General features: G+C 62.9%; 16 protein-coding genes. 15 read left to right on the plus strand and 1 reads right to left on the minus strand.

The window, feature by feature from the left end:
• Window positions 1-197: 197 nt before the first annotated feature.
• The 14 genes from pyrH to KQH60_RS07205 all read left to right on the plus strand — a co-directional run bounded on the left by pyrH (window position 198) and on the right by KQH60_RS07205 (window position 14,072).
• Window positions 198-911 (plus strand): UMP kinase, encoded by a 714-nt coding sequence (pyrH, locus tag KQH60_RS07140; protein WP_237575808.1) that lies wholly within the window; start codon window positions 198-200, stop codon window positions 909-911.
• Window positions 912-994: 83 nt separating this feature from the next.
• Entirely contained in the window at window positions 995-1,555 is a 561-nt protein-coding gene (gene frr, locus KQH60_RS07145; protein ID WP_237575809.1) for a ribosome recycling factor, read from the plus strand.
• Between the two features lie 72 nt (window positions 1,556-1,627).
• Window positions 1,628-2,410, plus strand: a complete 783-nt coding sequence (locus KQH60_RS07150; protein ID WP_237575810.1) for an isoprenyl transferase — start codon at window positions 1,628-1,630, stop codon at window positions 2,408-2,410.
• Window positions 2,404-3,219 (plus strand): phosphatidate cytidylyltransferase, encoded by an 816-nt coding sequence (locus KQH60_RS07155; RefSeq protein ID WP_237575811.1) that lies wholly within the window; start codon window positions 2,404-2,406, stop codon window positions 3,217-3,219. Before KQH60_RS07150 ends, KQH60_RS07155 begins: the two co-directional genes overlap by 7 nt.
• Window positions 3,220-3,229: 10 nt before the next feature.
• The gene (locus tag KQH60_RS07160) at window positions 3,230-4,453 is read left to right on the plus strand and encodes a 1-deoxy-D-xylulose-5-phosphate reductoisomerase (RefSeq protein WP_237576083.1); all 1,224 of its coding nucleotides are present in this window, start codon (window positions 3,230-3,232) and stop codon (window positions 4,451-4,453) included.
• Window positions 4,454-4,507: 54 nt separating this feature from the next.
• Entirely contained in the window at window positions 4,508-5,872 is a 1,365-nt protein-coding gene (rseP, locus tag KQH60_RS07165) for an RIP metalloprotease RseP (protein WP_237575812.1), read from the plus strand.
• Window positions 5,873-5,938: 66 nt separating this feature from the next.
• Window positions 5,939-8,242 carry an outer membrane protein assembly factor BamA gene (gene bamA / locus KQH60_RS07170; protein ID WP_237575813.1) on the plus strand — a complete coding sequence of 768 codons (2,304 nt, stop codon included), beginning with the start codon at window positions 5,939-5,941 and terminating at the stop codon, window positions 8,240-8,242.
• A gap of 22 nt (window positions 8,243-8,264) precedes the next feature.
• Window positions 8,265-8,798: an OmpH family outer membrane protein gene (locus tag KQH60_RS07175; protein WP_237575814.1), complete on the plus strand. Its 534-nt coding sequence runs from the start codon at window positions 8,265-8,267 to the stop codon at window positions 8,796-8,798.
• Between the two features lie 17 nt (window positions 8,799-8,815).
• Window positions 8,816-9,931 carry a UDP-3-O-(3-hydroxymyristoyl)glucosamine N-acyltransferase gene (lpxD, locus tag KQH60_RS07180; RefSeq protein WP_237575815.1) on the plus strand — a complete coding sequence of 372 codons (1,116 nt, stop codon included), beginning with the start codon at window positions 8,816-8,818 and terminating at the stop codon, window positions 9,929-9,931.
• Window positions 9,932-9,976: 45 nt separating this feature from the next.
• On the plus strand, window positions 9,977-10,441 hold the full coding sequence (gene fabZ, locus KQH60_RS07185; RefSeq protein ID WP_237575816.1) for a 3-hydroxyacyl-ACP dehydratase FabZ: 465 nt from the start codon (window positions 9,977-9,979) through the stop codon (window positions 10,439-10,441).
• Between the two features lie 43 nt (window positions 10,442-10,484).
• Entirely contained in the window at window positions 10,485-11,273 is a 789-nt protein-coding gene (lpxA, locus tag KQH60_RS07190) for an acyl-ACP--UDP-N-acetylglucosamine O-acyltransferase (protein ID WP_237575817.1), read from the plus strand.
• A 10-nt stretch (window positions 11,274-11,283) separates the two neighbouring features.
• The gene (lpxB, locus tag KQH60_RS07195) at window positions 11,284-12,462 is read left to right on the plus strand and encodes a lipid-A-disaccharide synthase (protein WP_237575818.1); all 1,179 of its coding nucleotides are present in this window, start codon (window positions 11,284-11,286) and stop codon (window positions 12,460-12,462) included.
• Window positions 12,459-13,262 carry a ribonuclease HII gene (gene rnhB, locus KQH60_RS07200; RefSeq protein WP_237575819.1) on the plus strand — a complete coding sequence of 268 codons (804 nt, stop codon included), beginning with the start codon at window positions 12,459-12,461 and terminating at the stop codon, window positions 13,260-13,262. The genes lpxB and rnhB overlap by 4 nt, the downstream gene beginning before the upstream one ends.
• Before the next feature lie 30 nt (window positions 13,263-13,292).
• A complete protein-coding gene (locus KQH60_RS07205; protein WP_237575820.1) occupies window positions 13,293-14,072 on the plus strand; it encodes an RNA methyltransferase in 780 nt (259 codons plus the stop codon).
• A gap of 10 nt (window positions 14,073-14,082) precedes the next feature.
• Here KQH60_RS07205 and KQH60_RS07210 read toward each other — a convergent pair whose 3' ends face one another.
• Window positions 14,083-14,901 (minus strand): pyruvate, water dikinase regulatory protein, encoded by an 819-nt coding sequence (locus KQH60_RS07210; RefSeq protein ID WP_237575821.1) that lies wholly within the window; start codon window positions 14,899-14,901, stop codon window positions 14,083-14,085.
• A 372-nt stretch (window positions 14,902-15,273) separates the two neighbouring features.
• Between KQH60_RS07210 and ppsA the strand changes: the two genes are divergently transcribed.
• Window positions 15,274-17,679 (plus strand): phosphoenolpyruvate synthase, encoded by a 2,406-nt coding sequence (gene ppsA, locus KQH60_RS07215; RefSeq protein WP_237575822.1) that lies wholly within the window; start codon window positions 15,274-15,276, stop codon window positions 17,677-17,679.
• Window positions 17,680-17,763 lie beyond the last annotated feature (84 nt).

Here is a 17,763-nt window from a genome sequence, read left to right on the forward strand (position 1 = left end):
GCTCGCAGCGAGGCCGTGGTGCCAAAGTCCCGCGCAGACAACGCATCCCGGCTGGCAAGACGATCTGCTGCCACGCTGGCGCGTCGCGTGCTCCAGGGTAACGCGGTATCGCGCGATGCGTTTTTGCAGTGCTTGATCCGCAACACATGTCCCCCATACAGTTCTGAAGTCCTTTTCGGCGTGAACGGATATCTTCCATGTCAACTGTCTACAAACGCCTGTTGCTCAAACTCTCCGGCGAAGCCCTGATGGGTGATGATGCGTTTGGCATCAATCGCGCGATGATCGAGAGAATCGTGGCAGACATCGCCGAGGTGGTGAAACTGGGTGCCCAGCTTGCTGTGGTGATCGGTGGCGGCAACATTTTTCGTGGCGTGGCGGGTGGCGCAGCGGGTATGGACCGCGCGACGGCCGACTATATGGGGATGTTGGCGACGATGATGAACGCACTGGCGCTGCAAGATGCGATGCGGCACGCGGGCATCGAGGCGCGCGTGCAATCCGCGTTGCGGATGGACCAGGTGGTTGAGCCCTATATTCGTCCGCGTGCCATTCGGCAACTCGAGGAAGGGCGCGTGGTGATCTTCGCGGCGGGTACTGGCAACCCGTTTTTCACAACCGATACTGCGGCCGCGTTGCGTGGCGCAGAGGTCGGTGCGGAAGTCGTGCTCAAGGCCACCAAGGTCGATGGCGTCTACTCCGCCGACCCGAAGAAGGACCCGGCGGCCACGCGTTATGCGACGATCAGCTTCGATGAGGCGATCAGCCGCAATCTGCAGGTCATGGATGCGACGGCGTTCGCGCTGTGCCGCGACCAGAAGTTGCCCATCCGGGTGTTCTCGATCAATAAGCCCGGCGCCCTGAAGCGCATCGTCCAAGGCGATGACGAGGGCACGCTGGTGCACGTGTAAACTTGCAGGGTGGGACGAATGCCCGGCGTGGCCAATGCGCACATAGCCGGCCGGCATCCGACTACATCGTTTTGGAGGTTTGAATGACTGTCGCAGACATCAAAAAGGGCGCGGAGCAGAAGATGCAGCGCTCGTTGGAAGCGTTTAAGAGCGATCTGGCGAAGATCCGCACGGGGCGCGCCCATACAGGCTTGCTCGACCATATCCAGGTTGACTACTACGGCTCGAATGTGCCGATCTCGCAGGTCGCGAACCTGACGCTGATCGACGCCCGCACGATTGGCGTGCAGCCGTGGGAGAAGAAGATGGTCGCGGTCGTCGAGAAAGCGATTCGTGAGTCGGATCTTGGCCTGAATCCGGCGACGCAAGGTGACCTGATCCGCGTACCGATGCCGGCGCTGACCGAAGAGCGTCGCCGCGAGTTGACTAAGGTCGTGAAGTCGGAAGGCGAAAGCGCGAAGGTGGCAGTGCGTAACTTGCGCCGCGACGCGAATGATCAGTTGAAAAAGTTGCTGAAGGACAAGGACATCTCCGAAGATGATGAACGCCGGGCGCAAGACGAAGTTCAGAAGCTGACCGACAAGTTCGTCGTCGAGATCGAGAAGTTGGTGCAGACCAAAGAAACGGAAATCATGACGGTGTGACGCGACGGCGGTGCCTTAGGCGCCGCCGCTTGTTTTGCATCGTCGCTGGCCCCGAGGCGGAACGACGAGACAATGACCTATACCAGTTCCACTGTGTGCACCCCGACCGTCACGGACGTGCCGCGGCACATCGCGATCATCATGGATGGCAATGGCCGCTGGGCGCAGCGCAGGCGGCTGCCGCGCGTTGCGGGTCATACGAAGGGACTTGATGCGGTGCGCACGATCGTCGAGGCGTGCGCGGCGCGTGGCGTCGAATTCCTGACGCTGTTTGCGTTTAGTTCCGAGAACTGGCGGCGGCCGGTCGACGAAGTGTCGTTCCTGATGCGTTTGTTTATCAGCGCACTTGAGCGTGAAATCGCGCGCCTACATACGAATGACATCCGGCTGCGCGTGGTCGGCGACTTGTCGATGTTCGAGCCCCGGATCCAGGAGCTTGTACGCCGCGCGGAAGCTAAGACGGCCGCCAATACCGGTCTGACGCTGACCATCGCGGCGAATTATGGCGGCCGTTGGGACATCTTGCAGGCCACGCGCAAGATTGCACAGCAATGCGTGGAGGCCGGCGCAATGCAGAATGTGGATGAGGCGAGCTTCGCGCAACATTTGGCGATGGCGTATGCACCGGAGCCGGACTTGTTCATTCGCACCGGCGGGGAGCAGCGCGTGAGCAATTTCCTGCTGTGGCAGCTGGCTTATACCGAATTCTATTTCACCGATGTATTCTGGCCGGACTTTAATGATGCGCAGTTAGGCAAGGCGATCGCTTCGTACCGCGAGCGCGAAAGGCGCTTCGGGCGCACCAGCGCGCAACTCACCCGGCAGTCGCAAAACGTCGATTCGCTTTCATGCTAAAAACCCGTGTCGTTACGGCGATCGTCTTGCTGGCCGTTTTACTGCCCGTTACGCTGTTTGCCCCGTTGGGCGGTTTCGGTGCGCTGATCGGCTTTGTGCTGGTGTTTGCCGCATGGGAATGGGCCAAGTTATTGAAGCTGCCGGGCGTCTGGCCGTTCGCCTATGCGGCGTTGGCCGGCGTGGTGCTGGTCGCCTATGTGTTTGCGGGCGCGCCGCGCGGTGACGCGGTATCGCGGGCGGCCGCGGTATTCTGGATGGCTGCGGCGCCGTTTGCGCTGCTGCGCAAGCCGACGCTAGTCGGTGGCGCGTGGCGCTGCTTCCTGCTGGCGGCTGGCCTGGTGCTGTTCGTCGCGTGTTGGCATGCGTTGGTGGCCGCGCGTGCGACCGGTGTCATATTTGTACTGTCGCTGTTGCTAATCGTCTGGCTTGCCGATATCGGCGCATACTTTGCGGGCAGGCGCTTTGGCCGCCACAAGCTGGCGCCGGCGATCAGTCCGGGTAAAACATGGGAGGGGGCGATCGGCGGCTGGCTATCGGTCGTCGTGGTCGCGACGCTGGTGCTTGCCGCGCATCCGGGCGTGCCCACCGTGGCCGGCGTGCTGGTCGGGCGTCTCGGCATCGTGGGTGCGGTGCTCGCGCTGAGCGTGCTGGTCGCCTTCAGCATTGTCGGCGATTTGTTCGAGTCGCTGTTGAAACGCCAGGCCGGTGTAAAAGATTCGAGCCAGTTGCTGCCCGGCCATGGCGGCGTGCTGGACCGGATCGACGCGCTACTGCCCGTACTGCCGCTGGCGGTGCTGTTTTTGAACTGAATCATTGATGATGCAACATTGTGTGACCCTGCTGGGCTCGACGGGCTCGATCGGCGATAGCACGCTGGACGTGATCGCCCGGCATCCGGATCGATTTTCGATTCATGCGTTGACCGCACACCGCAACTGGGAAAAACTGGCTGAGCAATGCATGCGCTTCGTGCCACACGCCGCGGTGGTCGGCGATGCGCAAACGGCCGCGCAGTTGCAGGCGCGGCTGCGCGAGGCGGGCTGTGCGACGCGCGTCGACTACGGCCGCGACGCGCTGGTCGCCGTCGCGTCAGACGCCGCTTGCAATACGGTGGTGGCCGCCATTGTGGGTGCGGCCGGGCTGGAGCCGACGCTGGCGGCGGCGCGTGCCGGCAAGCGAATCCTACTTGCGAACAAGGAGGCGCTGGTGATGTCCGGCGCATTGTTCATGGACGCGGTCTATGCAAGTGGCGCTGCGCTACTGCCCATTGACAGTGAGCACAACGCAATTTTCCAGTGCTTTCCGCGTGAGCCCGGTCTGCACGGCGCCGTGACCCGGGTTCAGCTGACCGCCTCCGGCGGTCCATTCCGGCTGCGTGAACCGGCTACGCTGGTCGACGTGACGCCGGAGCAGGCGTGCAAGCACCCGAACTGGGTCATGGGACGCAAAATCTCGGTCGATTCGGCCACGATGATGAATAAGGGCCTCGAGGTGATCGAGGCGCGCTGGCTGTTCGATCTGCGGCCCGAGCAGATTGACGTGTTGATTCATCCGCAAAGCGTGATCCATTCGCTGGTGTCGTATGCGGACGGCTCGACACTCGCGCAACTGGGTCATCCCGATATGCGCACGCCGATCGCTCATGCGCTGGCGTTTCCGACGCGCATCGTGTCGGGCGTCGAGCAGCTGGATCTGGCGCAGGTGGCGACACTGACATTCGAGCCGCCCGACTACGCACGTTTTCCGTGTCTGGCGCTCGCGCTGCAGGCATTGCGTGACGGCGGCTCGGCGAGCACGGTATTGAACGCGGCGAACGAGGTCGCGGTCGAAGCGTTTCTTGCGCGACGCATAGGATTTACCGCGATCGCGGCAGTCGTTGGTGACGTGCTCGAGCAAGTCCAGGCCGATGTCGCCACGACGCTGGACGCGGTGCTCGACATTGACGCGCAGGCGCGCCGTGCGGCGCAAGAAGCGCTGGTCCGCCACCGTGCGCGTGACCAGGACGGCGTGCGTGGCGGCGCGGCGGCGAGCCAGCTTGATTAACACGCGCGTTCATTCGGCGGGCCGTCACGTGCGGCATATTGCAACGAGGGTCGCATGAGTTTGCTGATTCAACTGGTTTCGTTCATTGTCGCGATCGGCATCCTGGTCGTCGTGCATGAATTCGGCCATTACCTGATCGCACGCGCCGCCGGCGTCAAAGTGTTGCGCTTTTCCGTCGGCTTCGGCCGGCCACTGCTGCGCCGGACCAGTCCGATCACCGGCACCGAGTGGACGCTCTGTGCGCTGCCGCTCGGCGGCTACGTGAAAATGCTCGATGAGCGCGATACCGATACGCGCATCGCTGCGCAGGATCTGCCACACGCATTCAACCGCAAGCCCGTCGGCTGGCGCTTTGCCATCGTCGCCGGCGGACCGCTCGCCAATTTCCTGCTGGCTATCGTGCTGCTGGCGGGCGTCTACGCGGGGGGCGTCGCCGAGCCGGTGGCCACGCTAGCGGCACCCGTCGCCGATTCGGTCGCGCAACGCGCCGGCTTCGTCGGCGGCGAAACCGTGGTGGCGGTGCGGGCGCCGGATGGGACCACTGAGCCGGTGCGCTCCTGGAACGATTTGCGCTGGAAGCTGCTCGATGCGCAGTCCGACCAGCGCAACATCGTGCTGTTGGCCAAGGTGGGTAACGATACGCTCGATTATCCAGTCGATTTATCGCGAGCAGCGCGCTTGGAGCAGGACGAGGATGTCATCGAGCGCTTGGGTTTCGAGCCGGGCGGCAAGTTGCGGGTGGCCAGTGTGGAGCCGGACAGCGCGGCACAGCGCGCGGGGCTAGCTGCAGGCGATGTGGTCGTCGCGCTCGACGGCAAGGCCGTGCAAGGCGTACAGGCGTTCATTGCGGCGATCCAGGCGCACGCGCTCAAGCATTTGACGATCACGGTCGAGCGCGACGGCGTGCGCCGCGATATCGGCGTTGTGCCCGACGAACGGCTCGATGCGTCCGGCAGCAACGCGGTCGGCCGCATCGGTGCGGCGATGGCCACGCAGGTGCAGACTGTAGACGTCGGATACGGCTTAACGGAAAGCCTGCAGCTGGGGGCGCGGCGCACGTGGGATATCTCGACCTATTCAGTGCGCATGTTCTGGCGGATGCTCAGCGGCCAGGCTTCGCTGAAGAACCTGTCCGGACCCGTCACGATCGCCGACTACGCGGGCAAAAGCGCGCAACTGGGTGTTGCCTCGTTTGCGTCGTTTCTGGCGCTGGTCAGCATCAGTCTCGGCGTGTTGAATCTGTTGCCAATTCCGGTATTGGACGGAGGGCATCTGTTATATTATTTGGTTGAAGCTGTGACGGGTAAGGCTGTATCGGACCGCTGGCAACTCATTTTACAAAGGGCAGGTCTCGTGTGCATCGTTGCATTGTCCGCAATCGCGCTGTTCAACGACTTGTCACGTCTGATCCATTTCTAAGTCGATGCCATGGGTGCACGGGTGGCGCGGCATGCATCGCAACAGCAAAAACATTGGGGAAGCAAGTTGTTCAAACATCACCGCTTTGTGCCTAAGACGGTTGTAGCTGCGTTGTTCGCGGCACACGGGATAGTTGCGCATGCTACGGTGCCGTTTGTCGTCAAGGACATCCGCGTCGAAGGGCTGCAGCGGGTGGAGCCGGGCACCGTGTTTGCCTACTTGCCGATCAAGCAAGGCGATGCGTTCACCGACGACAAGGGATCGGAAGCCATCCGCGCATTGTATGCAACGGGCTTCTTCAGTGACGTCAGGGTCCTGGCGCAGAACGACGTCGTGGTGGTCAACGTGCAAGAGCGTCCGGCTATCGGCTCGGTCGACTTTGCCGGCATCCACGAGTTTGACAAGGAAAACTTGACCAAGGCGCTGCGCGCGGTGGGCCTGTCCAATGGGCGCTACTATGACAAGGCGCTGGTCGACAAGGCCGAGCAGGAACTGAAGCGGCAATACCTGACGCGCGGCTACTACGCAGCGGAGGTGACGACGACGGTCACGCCGATCGACCGCAATCGCGTGTCGATCCTGTTCTCGGTCGTCGAGGGGCCAAGCGCGAAGATCCGTCAGATCAATTTCATCGGCAACAAGACGTTCTCGACCAGCACATTGCGCGACGAGATGCAGTTGTCCACGCCGAACTGGTTCTCGTGGTACACGAAGGCGGACCTGTATTCGAGGGAGAAGCTGACCGGCGACCTGGAGAACATCCGCTCGTACTACCTGAACCGCGGCTATCTCGAGTTCAATATCGACTCGACGCAGGTGTCGATCTCGCCGGACAAAAAGGATATGTACCTGACGGTTACGCTGCATGAGGGCGAGCCGTACCAGGTATCGAGCATCAAGCTCGCCGGCAACTTGCTCGACAAGGAGGCCGAGCTCGCGAAGCTCGTGCAGTTGAAGCCGGGCGACCGGTTCTCCGCAGAAAAGCTGCAGACGTCGACCAAGGCGATCGTCGACAAGCTAGGCGAGTATGGCTACGCGTTCGCCAGTGTCAACGCGCAGCCGGACATCGATCAGGAGCACCATACGGTCAACCTGACGCTGCAGGTCGATCCGAGCCGGCGCGTCTACGTGCGCCGCGTCAACATCACCGGCAACAACAAGACACGCGACGAGGTGATCCGCCGCGAGATGCGGCAATTCGAGAGCTCGTGGTTCGACAGCGGCCGGCTTACGCTGTCAAAGGATCGGGTCAACCGGCTGGGCTACTTCACCGACGTGGACGTGACGACGACGCCAGTGGAGGGCACGAACGATCAGGTCGATGTCGACGTGCAGGTGACCGAGAAGCCAACCGGCGCAATCACGCTTGGCGCAGGCTTCTCGTCGACCGATAAGGTCGTGCTATCAGCCGGCGTGTCACAGGACAACGTGTTCGGCTCCGGCACGAGCCTGTCGGTGAACGTGAACACTGCGCGTACGTACCGTACGCTGGCCGTCACGCAGGTCGATCCGTACTTCACGATCGACGGCATCAAGCGGATCACTGACGTCTACTATCGCACGTACCAGCCACTGTATTACTCGACCAATTCAAGCTTCCGGATCATCACCGCGGGGGGTGACCTGAAGTTCGGCATTCCGTTCTCGGAAGCCGACACCGTGTATTTCGGTGCCGGCGTTGAGCAGAATCGTCTGGACATCGACTCGTCGACGCCGCAGAGCTACATCGATTACGTGAACCAGTTTGGTCGCGTGTCGAACAATGTGCCCGTCACAGTCGGTTGGTCGCGCGACGCGCGCGACAGCGCGCTGGTGCCCAGTCGCGGCTACTACACGCAGGCGAACGCCGAATACGGCACGCCGATCAGCAAGGCGCAGTACTACAAGGCCGATCTGCAGGCACAATACTATTATTCGTTTGCCCGCGGCTTTGTGCTGGGCCTGAACCTGCAAGGCGGCTATGGCAACGGGCTCGGCGGCAAGCCGTACCCGATCTTCAAGAACTACTTCGCCGGCGGTATCGGGTCGGTGCGTGGCTACGAGCCCAGTTCGCTGGGTCCGCGCGACAAGGCGACAAACGATCCGATCGGCGGCTCGAAGATGATCGTGGGCAATATCGAGTTGACGTTCCCGCTGCCCGGGACGGGCTACGATCGAACGTTGCGCGTGTTCACGTTCCTCGACGGCGGTAACGTATGGGGGACCGAAGGCAACAGTATCGGCGCGAACGGCTTGCGCTACGGCTACGGCTTGGGCTTGGCGTGGATCTCGCCGATTGGTCCGTTGAAGCTGAGCCTGGGCTTTCCGCTGGCCAAGCATGACGGCGATCAATACCAGAAATTTCAGTTCCAGATTGGTACTGCGTTCTGACGAACATTCATCGGCTTAAGAGGTGACTTTGCTGACTCGAAGATTTTCCCGCTATATCGCAATGGGCGTGCTCGCGATGTCCGCGGGTGGCGCCGCAGTGGCTGCCTACGCGCAAGAGGCACGCATCGCGGCGGTCGATTCGGACCGCATCCTGCGCGAGTCGGCGCCGGCCAAGTCCGCGCAGTCCAAGCTCGAGCAAGAGTTCTCCAAGCGCGACCGCGGCTTGCAGGAGATGGCGCAAAAGCTCAAGGCGATGTCCGAGAGTCTGGACAAGAACGGGGCGTCGATGTCCACGTCCGAGCGGCAGCAGCGGCAGCGCGACCTCGCCCAACTCGATACGGAGTTTCAACGCAAGCAACGCGAGTTTCGTGAGGACCTAAACCAGCGTCGCAACGAGGAACTGGCTGGCGTGCTGGACCGGGCCAACAAGGTGATCCGGCAGATCGCCGAGCAGCAGCACTATGATCTGGTGGTGCAGGAGGCAGTCTATGTGAGTCCGCGCATCAACATTACAGACCAGGTGCTGAAGGCGCTCGCCAACGGTATGTCGAATTGACTAGGGTATCGCCGCGCATGTCGATGACGTTAGCCCAGTTGACACAACGCTACGGTGGCATAGTCGTGGGCGACGCGGGCCGCGCGATCGCGGGTCTCGCGCCGCTGGACAGCGCGGGCCCCGGCCAGCTTGCCTTCGTCGCCAACCCAAAGTATTTGTCGCAGGCCGGCTCGACGCGCGCGGCAGCGGTATTGATCAGCCAGCCGGACCTGGACAAGCTGCAAGCTGAGCACGGGGCAACTGGCGCCGCGCCTGGGCCGGCCTTCGTCGTGACGCCGAACCCGTACGCGTATTTTGCGCGCGTTGCGCAACAGTTCGCGACGGCGGCGTTGCCCACCGCGCCGGCCGGTATTCATCCCGGTGCGGTGATCGACGCCGCCGCAAAGGTGGCGGCCAGCGCGACGATCGGCCCCTACGTGACGATCGAGGCGGGCGCGGTGATCGGCGAGCGCGTGCGCATCGACGCGCATGCTTTTGTCGGCCATGGTGCGGTGATCGGCGACGATTCGCGTCTGTATCCGAACGTGACCGTGTACCATGGTTGTCAGCTCGGCGAACGCGTGATCGTGCATTCAGGTGCGGTGATCGGTGCGGACGGCTTCGGCTTTGCGCCGGACTTCGTCGGCGAAGGGGACGAGCAGACTGGCGAATGGGTGAAGATACCGCAGGTCGGCGCGGTGACGGTTGGCCCGGACGTGGAAATCGGCGCGAACACGACCATTGATCGCGGCGCGATGGCCGATACGGTCATCGAGCAAGGCGTGAAAATCGACAACTTGGTGCAGATTGGGCACAACTGCCGGATCGGTGCCTACACGGTGGTCGCCGGTTGCGCGGGTATCGCCGGCAGCACGACGATTGGTCGGCACTGCATGATCGGTGGCGCAGTCGGCATTGCCGGCCACGTCACGCTTGCCGATCGTGTGATTGTGACCGCGAAGTCCGGGGTGTCCAAATCGCTACTCAAGCCGGGCATCTATACGAGCGCGTTTCCTGCCGTGCCCCACGGCGACTGGAACAGGAGCGCGGCCCTGCTGCGCAACATCGACAAGCTGCGCGAGCGGATCAAGACGCTCGAAGCCGCGCTTGACGCGGGCCATGTGCCGCGCGGCGACGTCGGCGAGCAGCCGTAACACATTGCATGCAATGCGCGACCCAGTCGCGCCGAAAGAAACACCATGAGCACTGAAGCAATAAACCTGGATATCCACAAGATTCTTACGCTGCTGCCGCATCGCTATCCGATCCTGCTCGTTGACCGCGTGCTGGAGCTCGAACCGCATAAGCGCATCAAGGCACTGAAGAATGTGACGATCAACGAGCCGTATTTCATCGGCCATTTCCCGACACGGCCGGTGATGCCAGGCGTGCTGATCCTCGAGGCACTGGCTCAGACAGCAGCACTGCTCACGTTCGCCGAGGAGCCGCACGATCCGGACAATACGCTGTATTACTTCGTCGGCATCGATGGCGCGCGTTTTAAGCGCGTCGTGGAGCCCGGCGACCAGCTGATGCTGAACGTGTCGTTTGAGCGGTACATGCGGGGTATTTGGAAATTCAAAGCGCGCGCCGAGGTCGACGGGACGTTGGCGGCCGAGGCTGATCTGATGTGCACGGTCAAGCAGACGGATTCCGCCGCCTGAGTGTGGGCGTTTTCGCAACGCAAAACGAAGCAAGGGCGAAGGTATGACTCGTATCCATCCCACCGCGATCATTGAAGCGGGCGCGAGCCTGGACGACACCGTTCAGATCGGACCGTACGCGGTTATCGGTGCGCATGTGCGCATCGGCGCGCGCACGACACTCGGTTCGCACACGGTCATCGAAGGCCATACGACGATCGGTGAGGACAACCGGATCGGCCATTTTGCGGCGCTCGGCGGTGCGCCGCAGGACATGAAGTACGCCGGCGAGCCGACGCGGCTCGAGATAGGCGACCGCAACACGATTCGCGAATTCACGACGATTCACACCGGCACCGCGCAGGACAACGGCGTCACCCGTATCGGCGACGACAACTGGATCATGGCGTACGTGCACATTGCTCACGACTGCCGGGTTGGCAACCATACGGTATTTTCGAGTAATGCGCAGATTGCTGGGCACGTCGAAGTCGGCGATTGGGCGATCCTTGGCGGCATGTCCGGTGTACACCAGTTCGTGCGCATCGGCGAACACGCGTTTCTCGGTGGCGCGTCGGCATTAGTGCAGGACTTGCCGCCGTATGTGATTGCGGCGGGTGAAAAGGCCCAGCCGCACGGCGTCAACATCGAGGGGCTGCGCCGCCGCGGCTTCACCGCCGATGCGATTTCCGCGTTGCGGGCCGCGTATCGGACCCTCTATAAAAACGGCTTATCGCTCGACGAGGCGAAAGCGCAGTTGCGTGAGTTGGCGGGGCAGGGCGGCGACGGTGATGAGCCGGTCACGACGTTCCTGCGGTTCATCGAGACCGCCAAGCGCGGCATCATTCGCTGATGCATCGACGATGACGTTACATTCGAGTCCTGTCAAGCTTGCGATGGTGGCGGGGGAGCCGTCCGGCGATCTGTTGGCGGCGTCGTTGCTCGACGGGCTCGCCGCGCGTCTTCCGGCAGGCACACAGTACTATGGCATCGGTGGCCCGAGGATGGCCGCGCACGGGTTTGACGCACACTGGCCGATAGACAAGTTATCGGTGCGCGGGTATGTCGAGGCACTGCGCCATATCCCGGACATCTTGCGCATCCGCGGTGAATTGAAGCGGCAGCTGTTGGCCGAGCCGCCAAGCGCGTTCATCGGCGTCGATGCGCCAGATTTCAACTTCTCGCTTGAGGAGGCGCTGCGGCACGCGGGTATTCCGACGGTTCACTTTGTTTGCCCGTCAATCTGGGCGTGGCGGGGCGGGCGCATTAAGAAGATCGTCAAGGCGGTCGACCACATGCTGTGCGTGTTTCCGTTTGAAACGGCGATTTTGGACAAGGCCGGCGTGGCATCCACGTATGTCGGGCATCCGCTGGCTGACGCGATTCCGCTGCAGCCGGACTGCCTGAGCGCGCGGCGCGCGAGTGGCTTGCCGGACGAGGGACCCGTCGTCGCGGTGCTGCCGGGCAGCCGCCGTTCCGAGATCGAGTTGATCGGCCCGACGTTCTTTGCGACGATGGACCTGATGCACCAGCGCGAGACATCGTTGCGCTTTGTCGTGCCTGCGCCGAACGCGTCCATCCGCGCGCTGCTGCAGCCGCTCGCGGACCGCTACCCGACATTGCCGCTGACGCTGACTGAGGGCAATGCCCAGGTGGCGATGACGGCGGCCGACGCAGTGCTAGTCAAGAGCGGCACCGTGACGCTGGAAGCCGCATTGCTGAAAAAGCCGATGGTGATTTCTTACAAGGTGCCATGGCTGACCGGGCAGATCATGCAGCGGCAAGGTTATCTGCCGTACGTCGGTTTGCCGAACATCCTTGCCGGCCGGTTCGTTGTGCCCGAAATCCTGCAGCACTTCGCGACGCCGGAGGCGCTTGCCGATGCGATGCTGTTGCAACTGAACGATGAGGCGAACCGTCGTACGCTGGTCGAACTGTTCACCGAGATGCACGAACGATTGCGTTGCAACACCGCCGAGCGTGCCGCGGAAGTGGTCGTCGATATCATCGACTCGAGCCCGTCGGGCAGGAGGCCTCGATGACCGGGCGCCGTATGCGTGCGCCCGGCTGCGGTGGCGCGCCTGCTGTTGCGCAGCGCGGGCTGGACTTCGATGATCCGGCCGACCTCGTTTGCGGCGTTGATGAAGCGGGGCGCGGGCCGTTGGCGGGTCCGGTGGTGGCCGCTGCGGTGATTCTCAATCCCGCCGCACCGCGTATTCGCGGGCTCGATGACTCCAAGGCGCTGAGTTCGGCGACGCGCGAAAAACTGTTCGACCGGATTATTGAGCGCTCGCTGGCCTATTGCGTCGCGTCGGCGAGCGTCGACGAAATCGATACGCTCAATATCCTGCATGCGACGATGTTGGCGATGCAGCGCGCGGTGCAGGGTCTCGCGGTCACGCCCGCGCTGGTTCAGGTCGACGGTAACCGCTGCCCGGTGCTGTCGGTGCGATCCGAAGCGGTGATTGGGGGCGATGCGCTAGTGCCGTCGATCTCCGCCGCGTCGATTCTGGCGAAGGTCACGCGGGACCGGATGATGCATGCGTTGCATGATGAGTTTCCGCATTATGGATTTGACGCACATGTGGGCTATGGCACGCCGCGGCACTTGGCTGCGCTGCGTCTCCATGGGCCGTGCATGCACCACCGGCGCTCGTTTGCGCCGGTGCGCAAAGCCTATTTGAGCTTCGGGCTGGACGCGATGCCTGTGGGTGGGGTGGACGCGTCGCCGGCGCGTGCCAGCGCCAGCGACGCTGCGGCGGGCACGAGTGCGCAGCCCGCAGCGCGGGACAGCGGGCGGTGCGACGACAGTCGCTTGACCGACGACGCGCCGCCATGCTGAGCCGTGCGACACTGCCCGCCGGCTGAGCCGATGAAAACCATCACATCGCGGGACAATCCGCTGTTCAAGCACCTCAAGGCGCTGACAGTCCCTGCACAGCAGAGAAAACGTGGCCAGGCACTGTTCGAGGGCCTGCACTTGGCCGAAGCCTATCTCGATTCGGTCGGCCAGCCGGTGCATTGCGTGCTGACCGAGTCGGCGCTGGCGCAGGTGCAGACCGCGCAGATCGTCGCGCGGCTCGATCCATCCCGGCTCGTGCGGTTCAGCGACGCGTTGTTCTCGCAGTTGTCGACGCTCGTGAATGGGATCGGCATTGCATTCGTGGTGGACGTGCGGCCACGGCCGCTGCCCGAACGCGTCGAGACCACTTGCGTGGTGCTCGACGGCGTGCAGGACGCCGGCAATGTCGGCTCGATCCTGCGCAGTGCCGCTGCGGCCGGGATCGGCGACGTGTTCTGCTCGCCTGGCACGGCGCACGCGTGGTCGCCCAAGGTATTGCGTGCCGGCATGGGCGCGCAATTTCTGCTGCGCGTGCACGAGCAGGTGGAGGCCGCCGACGTGTTGGCACGGCTCGCAGTGCCGGTGTTCGTCACCGATTCGCATGACGCACAGGCGCTGTACGATGTCGACCTGAGCGGGCCGCTTGCGTGGGTGTTCGGCAACGAGGGCGCCGGCGTGTCGGCCGAGTGGCGTGCCGCGGTGGGCCGGCGCGTGACCATTCCGCAGCCCGGCGGCATGGAGTCATTGAACGTCGCTGCTGCTGCCGCCGTGTGCTTTTTCGAGCAATGCCGGCAACGGCGTGTCGCGTAGCGGCGCGCGCTTAGTAAGATTGCCGCTCGAGCTTAATTTCCTGCAGGATCGTCGTCGCGATCTCCTCGATTGACTTGTGCGTCGACGACAGCCATTTGATGCCTTCGCGGCGCATCAGCGCCTCGGCCTCGTTGACCTCGTAGCGGCAGTTTTCTGGCGCAGCGTACTTGCTGCCTGGGCGGCGTTCGTTGCGGATCTCAGCGAGCCGCTGCGGATCGATCGACAGCCCAAAGATCTTGTTGAGATGGGCACGCAGCGGCGTCGGCAGTTTGCCTCGCTCGAAGTCTTCCGGGATTAACGGGTAATTGGCCGCCTTCACACCGTACTGCATCGCCAGATAGAGGCTGGTAGGCGTCTTGCCGCTGCGCGACACGCCGACCAGGATCACGTCTGCGTCCTGCAGATTGCGGTTGCTCTGGCCATCATCATGCGCGAGCGAGAAATTGATCGCCTCGATCCGGTTCTTGTACTCCTCGGTATCGGCGGCTTGGTGGCCACGGCCGATCGCGTGGGTTGATTGGGTTTGCAATTCCTGCTCTAGCGGCTCGATGAAGGTCTGGAACATGTCCATGACCAGCGCTTTCGAGCGCTTGACGATCTCGTTTGATTGGCTATCGACGAGCGTCGTAAAGACGACCGGGCGGCGGCCGTCCAGCGTGGCCGCCTCATTGATTTTCTGGACCGTGGCGTAAGCCTTCTCCGACGAGTCGATGAATGGCACGCGCACGAGGCGGAATTTTTGATCGAACTGGGACAGGATCGAATGCGCGAATGTTTCCGCAGTGATGCCGGTGCCATCGGAGACGATGAATACAGTCGGTGCAGGCATGATGCTTGTCTAGTAGAGCGCCGCGCGGGGCAGACTCGGATTTCCGTCGGTCAAAGGGCCTGAGCGGGAATTCTGGGTTTTTTTGCAGAGTAGCACGGTAGAATAGCGGCAACTTGTTTGACAAGCAATTGCAGGCGATGTCCGCGAACTGGCGGCAAGCCTTGTCCCGCAAGGCTGGGCAGGTCGGCGGCGGATGGGTGGGGTGTCGCGCGGTGAGTACATGCCCCCTTTGGCACGGTGCGAGGCGATCCTCGCGGCGTCCGCGATGGCTTGTCAAACAGGTTGCGCAAGGTGCGTTGCGGCTTCCAATGGAGCCGCGCGCACGGGCCCCACTCGCGCATGCCGGAAATTTTCTACCACTTAGGGGCTTTCATGTCTAACGCAGCACATAACGGAGCATACGTCCTACCGTTCGAAGCACTACGAATGACAGACGTCGACTCGGTCGGCGGAAAAAATGCATCGCTGGGCGAGATGATCAGCCAACTGGCTGCGGCAGGCGTTCGCGTGCCGACCGGTTTCGCGACGACCGCGCACGCATTCCGCGAATTCCTCGCACACAATGACTTAACCGGGCGGATCGCTAAGCGCCTTGAGACGCTCGATGTCGATGACGTGAAGGCGCTGGCCGAGGCCGGCAAGGACATCCGCCAGTGGATCATCGACGCGCCGCTGCAACCGCGCCTGGATGCGCAGATTCGCGAGCAGTTTGACAAGCTGCAGGCATCCTCGCCCCAGGAGCTGTCGTTCGCGGTGCGCTCGTCGGCCACGGCCGAGGATTTGCCAGACGCGTCGTTTGCCGGCCAGCAGGAGTCGTATCTGAACGTTGTGGGCATCGACGACGTGCTGGATCGCATCAAACACGTGTTCGCGTCGCTGTATAACGACCGCGCGATTTCATATCGCGTGCACAAGGGCTTCACGCACGCCGAGGTGGCGTTGTCCGCCGGCGTGCAGCGGATGGTGCGCTCGGACGTCGGCGCGGCCGGCGTGATGTTCACGCTGGATACCGAATCGGGCTTTCGTGACGCCGTGTTCATCACCTCCAGCTACGGACTGGGCGAGACCGTGGTGCAGGGCGCGGTGAACCCGGACGAGTTCTACGTGTTCAAGACGACGCTCGCGCAGGGGCGGTATCCGATCATCCGCCGCTCGATTGGCTCCAAGCTGATCAAGATGGAGTTCACGCAGCCGGGCGAGTCGGGCCGCGTGAAGACGGTTGACGTGCCGGTGGAGCAGCGCAACCGCTATTCGATCACCGACGAGGATGTGATCCAGCTCGCCAAGTACGCGGTGATCATCGAGAACCACTACCAGCGTCCGATGGACATCGAGTGGGGCAAGGACGGCCGCGATGGCACGTTGTTCATCTTACAGGCGCGCCCCGAGACGGTGAAGAGCCAGGCGGCTGGCAAGATCGAACAGCGCTTCAAGCTAAAGGGTCAGTCGCAGGTGCTTGCAACCGGCCGGGCGATCGGTCAGAAGATTGGCGCCGGTCCGGTGCGCGTGATTCACGATCCTTCCGAGATGGAGCGCGTGCAGCCGGGTGACGTGCTGGTGGCGGACATGACCGATCCGAACTGGGAGCCGGTGATGAAACGCGCGTCGGCGATCGTCACGAACCGGGGAGGGCGCACTTGCCACGCGGCGATCATCGCGCGCGAACTTGGCGTGCCGGCCGTGGTCGGCTGCGGTGACGCGACTGACGTGCTGAAGGACGGTGCGCTGGTGACGGTATCGTGCGCGGAAGGCGACGAGGGCAAGATTTACGACGGCTTGCTTGAGACCGAGGTGACCGAGGTGCAGCGCGGCGAGTTGCCGAAGATCCCGGTCAAAATCATGATGAATGTGGGCAACCCCCAACTCGCGTTCGACTTCGCGCAGTTGCCGAACGCCGGCGTTGGGCTGGCGCGGCTCGAATTCATCATCAACAACAATATCGGCGTGCATCCGAAGGCGATTCTCGAATATCCGAATGTCGATCAGGATTTGAAGAAAGCCGTCGAGAGCGTGGCGCGCGGTCACGCGTCGCCGCGTGCGTTCTATGTTGACAAGCTGACCGAGGGCGTCGCGACGATCGCCGCGGCATTCTATCCGAAGCCGGTGATCGTGCGGCTGTCGGACTTCAAGTCGAACGAGTACAAGAAGCTGATTGGCGGTTCGCGCTACGAGCCAGACGAGGAAAACCCGATGCTCGGCTTCCGGGGCGCGTCGCGCTACATCGCCGACGATTTCGCGGCCGCGTTCGAAATGGAGTGTCGTGCGCTCAAGCGTGTGCGCGACGAGATGGGCCTGACCAACGTCGAAATCATGGTGCCGTTCGTGCGTACGCTGGGACAGGCCAAGCGGGTGGTCGAGCTGCTCGCCCAATTCGGGCTCAAGCGCGGCGACAACGGCCTGCGGCTGATCATGATGTGCGAGGTGCCGTCCAACGCGATCCTGGCCGAGCAGTTCCTGGCGTATTTCGACGGCTTCTCGATCGGCTCGAACGATTTGACGCAGTTGACGCTAGGCTTGGACCGGGACTCGGGCATGGAATTGCTCGCCCACGACTTCGACGAGCGTGATCCGGCAGTGTGCTTCATGCTGTCGCGCGCGATCGAGACCTGCCTGCGGTTGGGCAAGTATGTCGGCATTTGTGGCCAGGGCCCGTCGGACCATCCGGATTTTGCTGCATGGCTGACGAAGGAAGGGATTGCTTCGATCTCGCTGAATCCGGATACGGTGATCGACACGTGGCAGGCGCTCGCGCAGGTGGACGACGCGAAGGCGGCATGACGTCGCGGCCGCCGACGGGTCGGACGATACGCCGGCCGCCAGAAACCGCGCGCTGACGCGCGGTCGGCTCGCGGCCCGAGCCAG

Origin of the sequence: Mycetohabitans sp. B8, from assembly GCF_021991875.1 — a bacterium.
Lineage (GTDB): Bacteria > Pseudomonadota > Gammaproteobacteria > Burkholderiales > Burkholderiaceae > Mycetohabitans.

Bases quoted from the DNA above. Each gene is read 5' to 3' on its own strand.
- KQH60_RS07150 (WP_237575810.1), top strand. From the start codon at position 1,628: ATGACCTATACCAGTTCCACTGTGTGCACCCCGACCGTCACGGACGTG.
- KQH60_RS07210 (WP_237575821.1), bottom strand. From the start codon at position 14,901: ATGCCTGCACCGACTGTATTCATCGTCTCCGATGGCACCGGCATCACT.
- KQH60_RS07160 (WP_237576083.1), top strand. From the start codon at position 3,230: ATGCAACATTGTGTGACCCTGCTGGGCTCGACGGGCTCGATCGGCGAT.
- pyrH (WP_237575808.1), top strand. From the start codon at position 198: ATGTCAACTGTCTACAAACGCCTGTTGCTCAAACTCTCCGGCGAAGCC.
- rnhB (WP_237575819.1), top strand. From the start codon at position 12,459: ATGACCGGGCGCCGTATGCGTGCGCCCGGCTGCGGTGGCGCGCCTGCT.
- fabZ (WP_237575816.1), top strand. From the start codon at position 9,977: ATGAGCACTGAAGCAATAAACCTGGATATCCACAAGATTCTTACGCTG.
- KQH60_RS07205 (WP_237575820.1), top strand. From the start codon at position 13,293: ATGAAAACCATCACATCGCGGGACAATCCGCTGTTCAAGCACCTCAAG.
- KQH60_RS07155 (WP_237575811.1), top strand. From the start codon at position 2,404: ATGCTAAAAACCCGTGTCGTTACGGCGATCGTCTTGCTGGCCGTTTTA.
- ppsA (WP_237575822.1), top strand. From the start codon at position 15,274: ATGTCTAACGCAGCACATAACGGAGCATACGTCCTACCGTTCGAAGCA.
- lpxB (WP_237575818.1), top strand. From the start codon at position 11,284: ATGACGTTACATTCGAGTCCTGTCAAGCTTGCGATGGTGGCGGGGGAG.
- frr (WP_237575809.1), top strand. From the start codon at position 995: ATGACTGTCGCAGACATCAAAAAGGGCGCGGAGCAGAAGATGCAGCGC.
- lpxD (WP_237575815.1), top strand. From the start codon at position 8,816: ATGTCGATGACGTTAGCCCAGTTGACACAACGCTACGGTGGCATAGTC.
- lpxA (WP_237575817.1), top strand. From the start codon at position 10,485: ATGACTCGTATCCATCCCACCGCGATCATTGAAGCGGGCGCGAGCCTG.
- rseP (WP_237575812.1), top strand. From the start codon at position 4,508: ATGAGTTTGCTGATTCAACTGGTTTCGTTCATTGTCGCGATCGGCATC.